Origin of the sequence: Lactobacillus xujianguonis, assembly GCF_004009905.1 — a bacterium.
GTDB classification, from domain to species: Bacteria; Bacillota; Bacilli; order Lactobacillales; family Lactobacillaceae; genus Lactobacillus; species Lactobacillus xujianguonis.
This window is the reverse complement of the sequence record NZ_ML136895.1, coordinates 1-15938: the sequence shown is the minus strand read 5'-3', so window position 1 is coordinate 15938 and position 15938 is coordinate 1. Positions and strand designations below refer to the sequence as shown.

Below are 15938 nucleotides of genomic sequence, written 5' to 3'. Positions count from 1 at the left end.
TTTTTAATCTCCTACGTTCTTCAATAAATCAATAATTTCTTGTGGTGTTTGTGCGTCAGCCAACTTGGCAACGTTTGTAACATCACTACAGTAAATAGCAATCTGTGACAAAATATTTAAGTGTTCATTGTTTAAACCGGCAATCCCAAAGACAACGGTAACTAATTGCTCAGTATCATCATCAGGACTACTGAAGTCAACGCCCATTGGAATTTGCACAACAGAAATTCCAGTCTTCTTAATGTGCTTCTTACCTTCGTCAGTTCCGTGAGGGATGGCGATGAAATTACCCATATAAGTCGACACATCGGTGTTACGAGCGATCATTGAATCGATATATTCCGGTTCAACACAGCCGCCATCAACTAAGAGTTGACCAGCCATTCTAATCGCTTGATCACGTGTTGGTACGTCTTGATTAAGTTTTATCATTTTTGGATCTAATTGTAATGCCATTTAGCTCATCCCTTTCTAATTCAACTTTTCAACTGCTTCATTAAGTTTCTTGTCTTGAAGCAAGTTTTTAACAACTAAAGTTTGAATGTCACTGTATCTAACAGCTAAGTTCTTATTAGCTGCAGGAGTTACAATTACCAAATGACTTGGATCATCAGTTAATTCGTTAATTCTAACTGCCTTAACTGGAGTAGTCTTACCAGCCTTCTTCATCGCATCACTAAACAAACTAGTTGCCATTGTAGCAGTTCCTAAGTGTTGATCGTGACGAATGAAGTTAACTTCTTTAACTTTACTGAAGTCAATTCCGTCAATTGAACCGACTTTCTTAACGGGCTTTTCTTGCTTTGGCTTATCTTCTACTTGAGTTAAAGCCTTGAAGCTAGCCACAATTGTGTCATATTTTGGACTACTCAAGAAATTACCTACGGCTACGTGCATAGCATGTGGCGTCTTTTGTAAGGACCGATCTGCCAATTCTTCTTGAGTAACAACTAACAAGCCGTCTTCATCTTTTAAGTTTCTAACAGCGGTATTAGTTACTGAAACATCAATGCCAGCCTTCTTAAACTTATCACGCAATAGTGAAGCACCCATTGCTGAAGAGCCCATACCAGCGTCACAAGCGAAGATAACTTTCTTAACGTTTTCGTATGACTTAACTGATTCATGTGCATCTTCTGCCTCTGGCATTGCTTGGCCTTTAGATTCAGCCTTCATTGCTTGCATTTCCTTTTGCTTAGCATCTAAGTCTTCGCCAGTGCTCTTATCGTGCTTAAGAATAATGGCTGCAATGATAAAGGAAACAACTGCAGCGCCAAGGACACCGACAATGTTACCAAAGTAAGCATCTTTTGCGGAAACAAGCAAAATAGCTAAGATTGAACCAGGTGAAGCAGCTGCTTTCAAACCACCACCAAGAGTAGTGAATAGGAAAGTACCAGTTACACCACCACCAATAGCAGCAAGAATCAAGGATGGTTTCATCAATACGTATGGGAAGTAAATTTCGTGAACCCCACCGAAGAATTCGATGATCGCAGCACCAGGAGCGGAACTCTTGGACTTACCCTTGCCAAATAAGGTAAAGGCAAGCAAAATTCCAAGACCTGGACCTGGGTTTGATTCCATCAAGAACAAGACTGACTTACCAACTTGTGCAGCTTGTTGGATACCTAATGGAACTAAGATCCCATTACCAATAGCATTGTTTAAGAACAAAACCTTGGCTGGTTCAATAATGATGTTAGCCAATGGTAATAGGTGAACTCTAATAATGGCGTTTACACCAGCACTTGCCCATTGACTACCAACTTCCATGACTGGTCCAATGATGAAGTAGGCGAAGATCGCCATAATCATCCCTAAGATCCCGAGTGAGAAGTTGTTGTAGATCATTTCAAAACCAGATTTAATCTTGTCTTGGAATACTTGGTCTAACTTCTTAAGAAGCCATGCACTCAGTGGCCCCATAATCATGGCCCCTAAGAACATTGGTTGATCTGTACCGACAATTACACCAAGAGTACCGATCGCACCGGCAACTGCCCCACGATCGTCGTCAACCATTTTACCGCCTGTATAACCAATAAGTAATGGCAACAGGAAGCGTAACATTGGGTTGACTAAATTATTAATTTCTTTGTTTGGAAACCAACCGTGTGGATACATAAAGAATGCAGCGGTAAGTCCCCAAGCGATGATAGCACCAATATTCGGCATAATCATACCGGATAAAGCTGTCCCAAATTTTTGAACCTTCACTTTAATGGAAGATTGTTTTTTTGCTTGAGCCATATTTTTCTCTCCCTCTTATCAACTTACATTTTTATCCTAGCGCAAGCAGTAAGCGTTTACAACGATTCAAAAATAGAACTCTGGCACAAAATTGTGCCAGAGTCTGAGATTGTGCTTAGATTAAGCTTTTTCGCCACTATTGTTAAGCAGAGTTTCCTTAAGATCTTGCAAAATTAAATTAGCAATTGCCTCCTGAATTTCCTTTTGACTACCATTGGTAAATAAATCTAAGTTTTGACTCGACATAATAATCATACTGGAAATAGTACTCAAAACTTGTTGTTCTGGAGTGGAAAGATTATCTGGCGCCAGCATCAATAAAATTCGCTTAACTTGAATCGTATTGTGATCCATCGATTGTAAGGAAATTTCGTTATCAAGATCAAACATCGTAAATGAACAGCGAGTAATTTCAGGACTGCGGGTATGTAGCAGGGCAATTTGACTGTTAGGGATCCCAACTGGTGCCATCTGAACCCGCTTTAAAAGATTTTTAGCAACTGGCAACTGTTTACGAATTAAAGTTGGATCTAGATGGGCCAAACATTCTTGGACGACAGCAATTAAGTCAGAGGAATTATATTCTAATAACTGAACTTTAATGCCATTAACTAATTCTGAGCTAAATAAGGCACTAATCGAAATTTTTGACAGTTTTTCCACAGAATGAGTTACTTCTTGTTGATTAAAACTACTTTGTTCACTTAAATGTGGATACTTTTGTTCATATTTTTTCAAATAATCGCGAATCTTCTGTAATTCGTCATCTAGTAATAAAGGACTAACTAGTAAATAATCTCTCGGGAACCCCTTCAACTTTAAGGTTGAAAAAATCAAATTGTAATTGGACAAGTCTAACTGATTTAGCGTTGAAACCCGGCTAGTTTTAACTTGTTTAATTTCCGTAAATTCGCGTTTTAATTTTGCTCCCAAAATTGCGGACGTGCCGATGCCATTTTCACAAATAACTAAGGCAGACAAATTACGATTATTACTTTGGCTAGTATATTCATTGGCAAAATATAATAAAATCAATTGCAATTCTGAAGAAGTTAATTGATTATCCGGGAAGAATAGTTGCCAATATTTTTGAATTGCGGCATATAATTGTCCAAACTTTTGGCTGAGTCCTTGCAAAATTTCAATGGGCGTATCGGGCAACAGCGAAACCTTGTGCTGCACCAAGCCAATGATATGCTTGGTCACCTTAGTCATAAAATCAGGATTTTTTTGAAAATCCCAATGTACTTCTTCAGAAATATGTTGGACAAACTCTTTCACTTTAGCAGCGACTGCTAATTCGTGTTCATCATAAGTAAGATAAGTATTGTGGTAGTCGCTGTTCAATAACTTGTTAGCTAAATAAGTTACATCATTTTGATCAACTTCTAATTGACTTCTTTTTGAAAATAAAGCCAAAAATTGATAAACATATCCCTGATACTTTAATGAATCAGTACTTGGCTGCAAGAAAGATAATTTGCAACCGGCTGATGATCTTTTCAAGGCAATCGCAACAGTTAAAATTATTTCAATTTCTTTTTGATCAGTATCTAACTTAATTTGCTTAAATACGCTCTCGTGTAAGCATTCATTGGCCTGCAGCAAAAGCTCCTTATCAATCATCGTTAAAAAAAGATCTTGACTGTCGATCTCATTATGCAAATACTTGAAAAAGTCGTATTGGTTGATTTGGTTCACTAGTAAATCTACTAAAACTTGTCGCCTAATTTTTTCTGGCGCGGCAATTAATAGACCAACGCCTTTTTTACGTACCAGTGTAATCCCATAACGGTCTAGCGACTTTTCCACAGTATTCAAGTCGCTTTGAATCGTAGCTTCACTAACATTTAAATCAAGGGCAAATTGGATTACCTTGCAGGGCTCAGTACTTAAAAGTAATTTAGCAGCAATTACTTTTTCTCTTTTAGCTACTGAAATCACATTTTGACTATGTGATTGCTGAACCGCTTCTTTTACCTTTTGTAATGCTTGTGTATCCCCCGCCAAGAAATACTTGCCTTTTTGATTTTCAATTGCAAAATTATTTTGCTTCAGGTCACCAAACTCTCGGTAAACCGTTCTGCGGCTGATTTTTAAATTTTCTTCAATCTGCTTAATACTTACGCCGGTTGGATTTTCCAGCATTAGTTGCAAAATCCGCTTTTGCCGTTGCGTTAAAAACATCCCATGCCTCGCAATCATCTTCTAACTTTCTGTTCTTAATTATACTTGAATACAAAAAAAGAAGACAGCCGAGCTGTCTTCTTTCTTATTGTTAATTACGTCAATTATTCAACCGTTACACTCTTAGCTAAGTTACGTGGCTTATCAACATCTAACCCCTTGTCCTTAGAAGCGTAGTAAGCCAAAAGTTGAGTTGGTACTACTGTCAAAAGAGCTGACATGTAGTAGTTAATTTCTGGCAAAACAATAGTATCATCATCACGAGCAAATTCTTTACCCACAATCGTAATAATGCTTGCCCCACGTGAAACTACTTCTTGAATGTTACCACGGGTTAAGTCAGCGGTAACTGGATCATTAATCAAAGCAATAACTGGAGTGCCATTTTCAATTAATGAAATAGTACCGTGCTTAAGTTCAGCAGCAGCAAAGCCTTCAGTTTGGATGTATGAAACTTCCTTTAACTTAAGGGCACCTTCAAGAGCAACGGCGTGGTCAATTCCACGACCAATGTAGAAGGCATTTCTTGACTTAACTAAGTATTGATCAGCTAACTTCTTGATCTTATCCTTACCATCAACAATTTGTTGGATACCTTCAGCAGCAATTGCTAAATCGTGCTTCAAGTCCCACTTCTTTGCTTCATCATTATCAAGTCTTTCGCCTAATGCCTTAGCAAGAACTGCTTGCAAAGCTACTTGAGCGGTGTAAGCCTTAGTTGAAGCAACGGCAATTTCAGGGCCAGCTCCTAAAAGCATGGTGTAATTTGCTTCACGAGATAAAGTTGAACCTTCAACGTTAGTCATGGTCAAACTTGGAATTCCGCGCTTATTAGCTTCCTTCAAAACAACCCGTGAGTCAGCAGTTTCACCTGATTGGGTTAAGAAAATAAAGAATGGGTGCTTGCTGAGCATTGGGAAGTGGTAACCAGCTTCTGAAGCATAACCAACTTCAGTAGGAATGCCAGTGTAGTGTTCAAAGATAGTCTTACCAACAAGACCTGCGTGGTAACTAGTACCTGCAGCAAAAATGTAAAGACGATCTGCTTGGCTAACAGCATCAAGAATCTTTTCGTCAACCTTTGGCTTACCATCAGCATCAAGGTAGTTTTGAGAAATGTGACGCATTACACCTGGTTGTTCGTCAATTTCCTTTAACATGTAGAATTCGTAAGTACCCTTTGAAGCAGCGTTAGGGTCGATATCTAATTCATGTGGTTCACGATCAACTTTCTTACCATCAATAGTTTCAATTGTGTAAGAATCTTTGGTAATATCACCAACGTCACCATCTTGTAAGTCAACGAAAGTCTTGGTTTGGTCTAAAACAGAAATCGCATCTGAGGCAATAATGTTAAAGCCATCACCGATTCCAAGCATCATTGGTGACTTGTTCTTAGCGATGAAAACATGATCTGGTTCAGTGTTATCAACAAGTAAGAAAGCATATGAACCTTTAACTAACTTCAAAGCTTCCTTAAAGGCAGTAAAGCCATCTAAATTCTTTTCGCGAGCAATCTTACCAATTAATTGCACAACTACTTCAGTATCAGTATCTGAATGGAAGTTAACATCTTGTAAGTACTTTTCCTTCAATTCAGCGTAGTTTTCAATCACACCATTGTGTACTAAGTAAAAACGCTTAGCTTCATCAAAATGAGGGTGAGCATTATCAACAGTTGGCTTACCGTGAGTAGCCCAACGAGTATGACCGATCCCGACCAAACCTTGTTCATCAGGAGTCAATTTTTCCTTCAAGTTAGAAATACGGCCGACAGCCTTAGTTAAGTATTCATTACCTTGTAAATCGTTTAAATAAATACCAGCTGAATCGTAACCACGATATTCAAGATTAGTTAAACCATTTAAAATAATATCTCTTGCTGGCTTACCAACAACTCCGACAATTCCACACATATTTTTCTCCTTTGGTCTAGTTCACTTTCATTAAATGGGCTAGTTAATTTTTATTGTTACAGGTGCAATAATAGCCCTTTTGATAGAATCGGTCAAGTGTAATATTTCAAAATTGGTATATTATTTTTATAAATAAAAAAGAAGCCCTTGTGGGCTCCTTTAAAAGGGAGAAACGATCACCTATTTTTCAGCTTCTTCACCGGCATAGCAAGCCTTCATTAATTGTTCAATTTGACTAATTAATGGAGCAACTGGGTTAGTTACTGTGTTTTGATCACCGTAAGCTTCAACAGCTAACTTTTCAACTTGCTTGTTAAATTCGTTTTGATCAACGCCATATTCTTTAAAGGCTAACTTGATGTCAACTGAATGAGCTAAGTCAATGATCTTTTGAACTAATTTTTCAACTAATTCTTGATCACTATTGCCAGTTAAACCTAAGCTTCTAGCAATGTCAGCATAGTCTTTTTCTGCCCGGTAAACTGAGTAGTGAGGCCACATTGCTAACTTTTCTGGACGCTTAGCGTTAAAGCGAATTACTTGTGGAAGAGCAATGGCATCACTTACACCACTTGGAATATCAAAGGTTGAGCCAACTGTGTGAGCAATGGAGTGCTCTAGGCCAAGGAAGGCGTTAGAGTAAGCCATTCCGGCGATGGTCGCACCATCATGCATCCGCTTGCGAGCATCTAAATCACCAGCATAGGAAGCTTGCAAGTTTTCAAAAATGGTCTTGATAGCTTCTAGTGACCAGCCACGGGTAAAGTCTGTAGCCATGGTTGAAACATAGCTTTCAATAGCGTGACCTAAAGCTTCAAAGCCAGACCAAGCAATTAATCTTTTTGGTAAATCTTCAACAAATTGATCATCTACAATTGATACATCAGGAGTTAAAGCATAATCGCAAAGAGTGTGCTTAATACCAGTCTTAGCATCACTAATAATTGCAATCGGTGAAACTTCTGAACCAGTACCAGAAGTAGTTGGAATACATACTAATTGCACACCGTTAATCTTTGGGAAGCGAACTACTCTTTTTCTAATATCCAAGAACTTTTGGTAAGCTTCTTCAAAGCTCATTTCTGGGTTTTCATAGAATAAACGCATTGCCTTAGCAGCGTCCATGACTGAACCACCACCAATAGCGATGACAACATCTGGCTTAAAGATGTTCATCCGGTGAACACCGTCTTTAATGACATCGGTATTTGGATCCAGGGTTACAGCCTTGAAGACTTCGTATTCTTTAGTTCCGCGACGCTTAGAAAGAATATCAGTAATTTCATCAGCATAACCTTTGTCAGCTACCCCTTCATCAGTAACGATGAAGAAACGGTTAACATTTGGCATGTGCCGCAAATAGTTAGCAGCATTATGTTCAAAATAAGTCTTAGCTGGTACCTTTACCCATTGCATGTTGTCACGACGCATGGCAACTGTTTTGATGTTAAGTAAATCTCTTGCGCCAATGTTGTGAGAGAAGGTGTTAGCACCATATGAACCAGTACCTAAAGTCAATGATGGAAGCATATTGTTGTAAAGGTCACCAATCCCACCAAGAGCAGCTGGTGAGTTGACTAAGATACGGCAAGCATCCATTTCCATAGCAAATTGATCAATAATCTTCTTGTCGCTTGAGTGCAAACCAGCAGTATGACCACGACCACCATAGTTAAGCAAGTCTTTACAAATCTTGAAGGCGTCATCATGATTCTTTGCCCGGTATAAAGTGAAGACAGGTGATAATTTTTCAGCAGAAAGTGGGAAGTCTCGACCAACACCATGATATTCAGCAATAATTACTTTAGTGTTCTTTGGTACATTGACTCCGCAAAGTTTAGCAATTTCATAAGCTGACTTACCAGCTACAGGTCCAGCAACTGTACCTCTTCTTGGATCAATAAAGTGAGTTTCAAATTTCTTAATTTCTTCCTTATTTAAGAAATAGCAATTCCACTTCTTGAATTCTTCTTTGACCCGATCATAAATGGCATCATCAACAACAACTGAGTTTTCTGAAGCACAAACCATCCCGTTATCGAAAGTCTTAGATAAAACAATATCGTAAACCGCACGATCAACATTAGCAGACTTTTCAATATATGAAGGGCCGTTACCAGGACCAACACCGATGGCTGGTTTGCCAGATGAATAAGCAGCCTTAACCATTCCGGGACCACCAGTAGCCAAAATTGTTTGCACACCTGGGTTATGCATTAAATCGGTCGTTGCTTGCAAACTTGGTTCTTCAATCCATTGAATAGCATTTTTTGGTGCCCCAGCTTTAACAGCTGCTGCTTGAATAATCTTACCAGTTTCAACACAGCACTTTTGAGCTTGTGGGTGGAAACCAAAGATGATGGTATTTCTAGTCTTCAAAGCCAACATTGCTTTGAAAATTACAGTTGAGGTTGGGTTAGTAACCGGAGTTACACCAGCAATAACACCTTTTGGTTCAGCAATCTTAGTTAAGCCTTGTTCCTTATCTTCTTCAATTACGCCAACTGTTTTTTCGTGGCGTAAGCTGTTCCAGATATTTTCACTGGCATACATATTCTTAGTGGTCTTGTCTTCTACGACACCACGTTGTGTTTCTTTCAACTGCCATCTTGGCTAAAGGATAAGCATTTTGTTCTCCAGCTGTAGCAATTGCTTCACAAATTTTGTCAACTTGTTCTTGAGTAAAGTTGGTCATTTCATCTAAAGCAACATGTGATTTTTTCACCAAATTATCGACCATGTTGTAGATTTGCTTATTTTTCTCTTCTTCAGACATTGTAACTTTTTGTTGGGTTTTAGCCATTTTCCATTACCTCTAAGAATTACTATTTCTTGTGAACTTCTTTACAATGCTAACTATAACACTTTACTTTTAAATGTAAACCGCTTTTTTCGAAAAAACGGCGTTGCACAAAGGACTTTTGCTGCAACTATTTCTGTTGTATTAATAATGAAAGCGTTATCTTAAATATTTGTTTGTGAATTAACAAACTTATTTATCTTTATCTCTTTTGACTTTTTTAAGATTTCTTTAGAAAATCTTTTATATAAATACTTAGATGCTAAAATGGTAGATATACACTAAAAACGAGGGATTAGATGACAGACAAAAGTTCACAGACTAACTCAGGCTACAAGCGAACTCTAAGCAATGCTCATATTCAATTAATTGCTTTAGGCGGCACCATCGGGACAGGACTATTTCTTGGTGTAGGAGATAGTATTCACCGAGCTGGTCCCAGCGTCATTTTAATTTATATTATTGTGGGAATTTTCTTGTTCCTGCTGATGCGAGCCCTAGGCGAATTAATCATGTCAGACCTGAGCAAACATACTTATATTGATTTCATTGAAAAATATCTTGGAAAAAATATCGGCTTTATTACCGGTTATCTGTATTGGATTAGCTGGATTACCCTTGGAATGGCAGAAACTACTGCCTTAGGAATTTACTTCCAATACTGGTTCCCAAGCCTTAAGCCTTGGATTCCTGGCTTAGTGACCATTGTGCTCCTATTAATTATTAATTTAATTTCCGCAAGAGTCTTTGGTAATTTGGAATTTAGCTTTGCCATTATTAAAATTGTAACGATTATTGCCTTTGTGCTTTTAATTGCTTATTTATTGATTACTGGTGGTAAAACTAGCTTTGGTCCCGTGGTATTTGCTAATCTTGATGATCACGGCGGCTTTTTCTCACGTGGAACGAAGGGCTTTTTACAAGGCTTCCAAATGGTAATCTTTAGTTTCATTGGAGTTGAACTAATCGGTTTAACTGCAGCAGAAGCTCAGAACCCAAGAGTAACTTTAAGAAATGCCATTAATCAATTGCCAATCAGAATTATTCTATTCTATGTTTTAGCAATCCTAGCAATTTTATTAGTTATTCCTTGGTCCAAAGTTTCTACAAGTTCCAGTCCATTTGTACAAGCATTAGGAGCCACTGGAATTAAAAACGCTAGCTCAATTATTAACTTCGTCGTTGTGTCGGCAGCTGTTTCTTCAACTAACAGTTTCCTATATAGCGCTGGGCGGCTACTATTTTCTGTTACTTTCCATGGAAAAGGAAAATGGAATGAAACTTTTGGTCATTTGTCTAAACGACAATTACCTCAAAATGGTTTAATTCTATCAGCTGTTTTAATGGGTTTAGCACCTTTGATTACTTTAGTAATTGGCGATCAAGCCTTTAATTTTATTTCATCAACTTCAACCAGTATGTTTTTAATCATCTGGTGCTTAATGGTCTTGACACACATCACTTATCGACGCAAGACACCAGAAAATGAATTAAATGATTTCAAGATGCCTGGTTTTCCATATTTAGATTATTTGATTTTATTATTCTTTATTTTAATGATCCTGCTTTTATTGGTCTTACCAAGTTATCGTATTCCAATGATCGCAGCAATTGTGACCTTTATCATTCTTTATGGAATTACAAAAATTTGGGATAAAGAAAATATTGCAAACTAAAAGAGGTTGGCACTGTATCAAATTTTGATATTGCCAACCTCTTTTTAAATTTCACGAATTTTTTTGGCTGGATTCCCTGCCACTACAGTATTATCAGCTACATCTTTGGTAACCACTGCTCCTGCACCGACCACGGCATTTTTGCCAACGGTTACTCCTGGTAAAATTTTGGCGCCAGCACCAATCCAAGCATTTTCCTTAATTAAAACTGGCTTTAATTCTAATTCATGTCGCTTAGCTGGGGCTAATTGATGGTTAACACTAATGAGCATTGCTCCTAGGCCAATTAAAGCTTTATCTTCAATTGTTACTCCACCTAAATCCGTAACCATCACATTGGCATTAATAAAGACACCTTGGCCAATTTTCAGATTACGGCCATAGTCCGTATAAAATGGCAATCTAATTTCGGTATCTTCAGCAATCTTTTCTCCAGTAATTTCGCTCAATAATTGGCGTACTTCGCATTCACAATGGCGCTTAGTATTTAAATTTTGTAATAAACGTTGATTCTGAGCAATTAGCTCTTTTAATGCACTCTTATCCTTTACTTGCATCCTTCTTCACCCTTTATCTTTCTTGCTTAAACTAAGTTTAAAGGGTAAGCTATGCTATGTAAAAAGCTTATTTATTATGAATTACAATAACATTTATTTATGGTGATAATATGGAACTGAGAGTCTTAAATTATTTTCTCGCAACTGCCCAAGAATTAAATATGACCAGAGCAGCAGAAAAGCTATTGGTTTCTCAACCTGCTCTTTCACGTCAAATTGCGGATCTAGAAGATGAATTGGGCGTTAAACTCTTTATCCGCAAACCCCGCCAGCTCGTTTTAACTCCTGCAGGGCAATATTTACAAGAACAAGCCAAGGAAATCTTGACTTTAAGTGAAAAGACTAAACGAAATTTACAATCGACAGCTATTATCAGTGGCGATTTAACAATTGCAGCTGGTGAAAGTATCGCCATGCAAAGAATTATGAATATCGTTAGTGATATTATTCAAGATTATCCGACTGTCAAAATTCATATTTTAAGTGGAGATTATCAATTTGCTGAGAAGCGCTTAAATACCGGTACAGTTGATTTTGCGGTGATCATTGGTAACTTGCCGTTAAGTAATTATGCATCCTTACAGCTGCCTGATAAGGACACTTGGGGCATTTTAATGACCAAAGATGATCCTTTAGCTAAAAAGAAGGTCATTACTCCTCAAGATTTAGTTGGACGCTCATTATTAAATTCGCAACAAGCTGAAAATGGTCACTACTTTGACAATTGGTTTGGTAATTATCAAGAGCAGATAAATATTATTGGTACTTATAATTTACTATTCAATGGCTCCTTAATGGTTAAGAATCATGCCGCTTTACTGATAACCTTAGCTAATTTAGCCGATACGTCAGCGGATTCAAAATTGCACTTTGTACCTCTAAGTGATAATTTAGCACAACCAATCAATGTCATTTGGAAAAAGGAAACTAATCTTTCACCCGTTGCCCAATTATTTTTAGATCGTCTACAAGCTTCTATTTCTGAATAAGCTAAAAAGAGATTGAGAAAATTTTTCCTCAATCTCTTTTTATTATTGTTTACGCTTAAAAGTAAAGCGTCGTTTTAGTCCTTGCCACAATGATAAAGCTTTTCGCATATGATCAGCCGGAATATAATTTCTAATTGCTCTTAAAGTCTTTTTAGGATCTTTAGTAGCAAAGATAAAGTTTCCACTGCTCTTGGTCCGAATTTCAAAACGCGGAATATACTTACCATGGAATTTCACATCAGCAACCACATAAGTTACTTCATTCCACGGAATCTGAACAAAGTCATTGATATTTCTTTCATTATAAAATTCAAATGCTTTATCACCGATCATCACCTTACCATATGATGCGATTCCTCTAAACCAGGTCGCATTTTGGGTGAGATCAACTTTTGTATTAATTGATTTAACCATTTTTGATTAAAGAATGTGCCATACGTGGAAAAGAACACCGACAACGAAGATACCGATGATAATCCAAATTGGAGAAACTTTCTTCTTTAATAACCACATGCAAAGGAAAGTTAAAAGAAGACCAGCTAAACCAGGAATTAATTGGTTCAAGTTATCTTGCAAAGTAGTAGTTTTAGTTGATGTCAAAGCTCTACCTTTGCCCATGTTCCATTGAAGTAATGCTTCTTGGATACCCTTAGCACCAGCTGGAAGCTTATCCCATTCGATGTAACCACCTTTTTGAATAGGAATACGAGAAACAACTGGAGTAAAGGTAATGTTAACCCAACGTTCAATCAAGGCACCTAAAACGAACATACCCATCATGGATGCTCCACGAGTAACCTTTTGTAACATACCACCTGACATGTCACTAGTAATCGCAGAACCAGCCTTGTAACCAAATTCTTGTGTGTACCACAAGAAGGCAATTCTGATTAAGTTCCAAAGAACGAAGAACAAGATAGGACCAAGAACGTTTCCAGTTAAGGCCATTGATGCACCTAAAGCACCAAGAATAGGACGAACCGTGTACCAGAAGACTGGGTCACCAACACCGGCCAAAGGTCCCATCATACCAACCTTAACACCTTGGATTGCTTCGTCTTCAACATCGGCACCATTAGCCTTATCTTCTTCCAAAGCCAAGGTAACACCAAGAACTGGTGAAGCTAAGTATGGGTGAGTGTTAAAGAATACTAAGTGTCTTTGTAAAGCAGCTGCCAAATCCTTCTTGTCAGGATATAACTTTCTCAATGCAGGAATCATTGAGTAAGCATATCCACCGTTCTGCATTCTTTCATAGTTCCATGAGCCTTGAAGGAATTGTGAGTGCCACATAACGTTAAAGCGGTCACGCTTTGTTAATTTAATTTTCTTATCAGCCATTATAAAAATCCTCCTCTAAGCGCCTATTTTAATAATCATCGATAATATCGCCGAGTGGATCACCGGTTCCATTGTCACCGGAGTTAGAACCACCTTTGCCGCCTTTTTCTTCAAGTGCAAGATACATTAAGGCAAGTGAAAGACCAATTGCACCAAGGGCGATCAAAGTTAAATCTTGAACTGCGGCTAAAGCAAAACCAATAGCAAAGAATGGCCATACTTCTTTTGAAGCCATCATGTTAATAACCATTGCATAACCAACAGCTACAACCATGGCACCACCGATAGTCATACCTTCGTTCAACCAGCTAGGCATCATGCTAAGCCATGATCTAACAACTGATGAAGGAATAGCCAATAAAAGTGCAGCTGGGATAGCAATTCTTAAACCTTGCAAACATACGTCAATCCATTGCCATAAGTTGATCATTCTCCAGTTACCCTTCTTAGCTTCAGCGTCCATGATGTGAACGATAGCAGTAGAAATAGTACGAACGATCATTGTTAAGAACAAACCAGCAACAGCTAAAGGAATAGCAATACCAGTAGCTGTACCGATACCCTTAGTTCCTTGACCACCTTCAATCAAGATGATTGCTGAAGCAACGGAAGCTAAAGCAGCATCAGGTGCAACTGCGGCACCAATGTTAGCCCAACCCATTGCGATCATTTGCAATGAACCACCTAACATAACACCTAAAGCTAAATTATTTGTAACTAAACCAATTAAAGTACATGCAACTAATGGTTGGTGGAATTGCCATTCATCCAAGATACCTGCCATACCGGCAAGAAAAGCAACAACCACTACCAAAATCATTTGAATAGCGTTTAATTCCATTTTTTACTCCTATATCTTATTTCTTTTGTTCATCAAGTAAACTTTGAGCCTTATTCAAAATGGCATCCATGTTACTTGGGTTGTCTGAAGGAACTTTACGTACGTCAAACTTTACGCCCATCTTTTCAAGTTCACGGAAAGTATCAACGTCTTCTTGGTTCATTGACAAAACGTTATTAGCGTTAACGTCACCTTCAGAATATGACATTGATCCAACGTTAATTGTCTTCAAGTCAATACCACCCTTGATGGCACGTAAGACATCTTCTGGATTTTCAAACAAAAGAAGTGCATGAGTATTACCAAAACGTGGATCTTTAGCAATTTCTTCCATCTTCTTCAATGGAACAGTATGAGCTTTGACACCAGCAGGTGCAGCTTCACGAATCATACTCTTACGTAATTCATCTTTTGACACACTGTCGGAAACCACAATTACACGATCTGGTTTCATTTGTGGGATCCAACCAGTGGCCACTTGACCGTGAAGTAAACGTGAGTCAATTCTGGCTAAAACATATTTAATGTGGCCATCACCGATCACAGTACCTTCTGGAATAGACTTCTTTGCGCCAGTAGCTGCTGCTTGAGCTGGAGCAGCCTTTTCAGACTTAGGCATTAAATCTGTTGGCTTAGTCTTAATTCCATCCTTTGCAGGTTCAACAATTGCTGTAGCAATATGATGAGCAGTTGCATTAGCATCCATCATTCTTTCAGTTAACGCTTGAACTACCATTGGTAAATTCATACCACTAACAATTGCCCATTTGTCAGCATGCTTTTCAACCAACCCATTGGCTTGATTGAAAGGTGTACCACCCCAAAGGTCAACGATAAACAATACTTCATCTTGACTATCAAATGAAGCAATAGCCTCTTCCATTTTACCGCGTATGTCATCTGGCCCTTCGTTTGGCTTCAAAATGACATGGGCAAAATTTGTTTGTTCGCCGAAAAGCATTTGCGCAGATTGGGCAATACCATCAGCGAATCCACCATGGCTGGCTAAAACAATTCCTACCATGTTTTTTCCTCCTCTAGATCAAAAATGAATCCTTTACTATTGTACCAAAAAGCGTTTACATGTGAAAGAATAAACTATAATTTTGCGAAAAATATGTAAAAAAAGAGGACACCCTCGTGTCCTCTCTCCCTATTCCTCTTAGCTCCGGCTGTCAGACTCGAACTGACGACATCTTGATTAACAGTCAAGCGCTCTACCAACTGAGCTAAGCCGGAATATTAAAAAAAGAGCACGGCAGCTACCTACCCTCGCAGGCAGTCTCCCACCAACTACTCTCGGCGTTAAGAAGCTTAACTTCCGTGTTCGGCATGGGAACGGGTGTATCCTTCTTGCTATCGCCACCGCACTCTTTTC

General features: G+C 38.3%; 11 protein-coding genes, 1 tRNA gene, 1 rRNA gene and 1 pseudogene. 2 read left to right on the top strand and 12 right to left on the bottom strand.

Annotated elements, in window-relative coordinates; genetic code table 11:
* Positions 1-3: 3 nt before the first annotated feature.
* The 5 genes and pseudogenes from EJK17_RS08905 to adhE all read right to left on the bottom strand — a co-directional run bounded on the left by EJK17_RS08905 (position 4) and on the right by adhE (position 9159).
* A complete protein-coding gene (locus tag EJK17_RS08905) occupies positions 4-456 on the bottom strand; it encodes a PTS mannitol transporter subunit IIA (RefSeq protein ID WP_103662344.1) in 453 nt (150 codons plus the stop codon).
* Positions 457-471: 15 nt separating this feature from the next.
* The gene (locus EJK17_RS08900; RefSeq protein WP_103662343.1) at positions 472-2253 is read right to left on the bottom strand and encodes a PTS mannitol transporter subunit IIBC; all 1782 of its coding nucleotides are present in this window, start codon (positions 2251-2253) and stop codon (positions 472-474) included.
* Positions 2254-2373: 120 nt separating this feature from the next.
* Entirely contained in the window at positions 2374-4440 is a 2067-nt protein-coding gene (locus tag EJK17_RS08895; RefSeq protein WP_103662342.1) for a BglG family transcription antiterminator, read from the bottom strand.
* 104 nt (positions 4441-4544) lie between these two features.
* On the bottom strand, positions 4545-6356 hold the full coding sequence (gene glmS, locus EJK17_RS08890) for a glutamine--fructose-6-phosphate transaminase (isomerizing) (RefSeq protein WP_103662341.1): 1812 nt from the start codon (positions 6354-6356) through the stop codon (positions 4545-4547).
* Between the two features lie 180 nt (positions 6357-6536).
* A pseudogene (gene adhE, locus EJK17_RS08885) lies at positions 6537-9159 on the bottom strand (bifunctional acetaldehyde-CoA/alcohol dehydrogenase).
* A 296-nt stretch (positions 9160-9455) separates the two neighbouring features.
* Between adhE and EJK17_RS08880 the strand changes: the two are divergent.
* On the top strand, positions 9456-10832 hold the full coding sequence (locus EJK17_RS08880; protein WP_103662340.1) for an amino acid permease: 1377 nt from the start codon (positions 9456-9458) through the stop codon (positions 10830-10832).
* A gap of 44 nt (positions 10833-10876) precedes the next feature.
* Here EJK17_RS08880 and EJK17_RS08875 read toward each other — a convergent pair whose 3' ends face one another.
* On the bottom strand, positions 10877-11389 hold the full coding sequence (locus EJK17_RS08875; protein WP_103662339.1) for a DapH/DapD/GlmU-related protein: 513 nt from the start codon (positions 11387-11389) through the stop codon (positions 10877-10879).
* A 110-nt stretch (positions 11390-11499) separates the two neighbouring features.
* Between EJK17_RS08875 and EJK17_RS08870 the strand changes: the two genes are divergently transcribed.
* Positions 11500-12378, top strand: coding sequence for a LysR family transcriptional regulator (locus tag EJK17_RS08870; RefSeq protein ID WP_103662338.1), 879 nt, complete (start codon positions 11500-11502; stop codon positions 12376-12378).
* A 42-nt stretch (positions 12379-12420) separates the two neighbouring features.
* Here EJK17_RS08870 and EJK17_RS08865 read toward each other — a convergent pair whose 3' ends face one another.
* From EJK17_RS08865 to rrf, 6 genes are all read right to left on the bottom strand, one after another.
* Positions 12421-12792: a DUF956 family protein gene (locus EJK17_RS08865; RefSeq protein ID WP_103662337.1), complete on the bottom strand. Its 372-nt coding sequence runs from the start codon at positions 12790-12792 to the stop codon at positions 12421-12423.
* Positions 12793-12798: 6 nt separating this feature from the next.
* Positions 12799-13719 carry a PTS system mannose/fructose/sorbose family transporter subunit IID gene (locus tag EJK17_RS08860; RefSeq protein ID WP_127796354.1) on the bottom strand — a complete coding sequence of 307 codons (921 nt, stop codon included), beginning with the start codon at positions 13717-13719 and terminating at the stop codon, positions 12799-12801.
* Between the two features lie 28 nt (positions 13720-13747).
* The gene (locus EJK17_RS08855; RefSeq protein WP_127796353.1) at positions 13748-14560 is read right to left on the bottom strand and encodes a PTS mannose/fructose/sorbose transporter subunit IIC; all 813 of its coding nucleotides are present in this window, start codon (positions 14558-14560) and stop codon (positions 13748-13750) included.
* A 16-nt stretch (positions 14561-14576) separates the two neighbouring features.
* Complete coding sequence (locus tag EJK17_RS08850) at positions 14577-15584, bottom strand: PTS sugar transporter subunit IIB (protein ID WP_103662334.1); 1008 nt, start codon at positions 15582-15584, stop codon at positions 14577-14579.
* Between the two features lie 142 nt (positions 15585-15726).
* Positions 15727-15799 (bottom strand) — tRNA-Asn (locus EJK17_RS08845).
* 14 nt (positions 15800-15813) lie between these two features.
* Positions 15814-15930, bottom strand: a 5S ribosomal RNA gene (gene rrf, locus EJK17_RS08840).
* Positions 15931-15938 lie beyond the last annotated feature (8 nt).

Bases quoted from the DNA above. Each gene is read 5' to 3' on its own strand.
- EJK17_RS08870 (WP_103662338.1), top strand. From the start codon at position 11,500: ATGGAACTGAGAGTCTTAAATTATTTTCTCGCAACTGCCCAAGAATTA.
- EJK17_RS08850 (WP_103662334.1), bottom strand. From the start codon at position 15,584: ATGGTAGGAATTGTTTTAGCCAGCCATGGTGGATTCGCTGATGGTATT.
- EJK17_RS08880 (WP_103662340.1), top strand. From the start codon at position 9,456: ATGACAGACAAAAGTTCACAGACTAACTCAGGCTACAAGCGAACTCTA.
- EJK17_RS08875 (WP_103662339.1), bottom strand. From the start codon at position 11,389: ATGCAAGTAAAGGATAAGAGTGCATTAAAAGAGCTAATTGCTCAGAAT.
- glmS (WP_103662341.1), bottom strand. From the start codon at position 6,356: ATGTGTGGAATTGTCGGAGTTGTTGGTAAGCCAGCAAGAGATATTATT.
- EJK17_RS08905 (WP_103662344.1), bottom strand. From the start codon at position 456: ATGGCATTACAATTAGATCCAAAAATGATAAAACTTAATCAAGACGTA.
- EJK17_RS08860 (WP_127796354.1), bottom strand. From the start codon at position 13,719: ATGGCTGATAAGAAAATTAAATTAACAAAGCGTGACCGCTTTAACGTT.
- EJK17_RS08900 (WP_103662343.1), bottom strand. From the start codon at position 2,253: ATGGCTCAAGCAAAAAAACAATCTTCCATTAAAGTGAAGGTTCAAAAA.
- EJK17_RS08865 (WP_103662337.1), bottom strand. From the start codon at position 12,792: ATGGTTAAATCAATTAATACAAAAGTTGATCTCACCCAAAATGCGACC.
- EJK17_RS08895 (WP_103662342.1), bottom strand. From the start codon at position 4,440: ATGTTTTTAACGCAACGGCAAAAGCGGATTTTGCAACTAATGCTGGAA.
- EJK17_RS08855 (WP_127796353.1), bottom strand. From the start codon at position 14,560: ATGGAATTAAACGCTATTCAAATGATTTTGGTAGTGGTTGTTGCTTTT.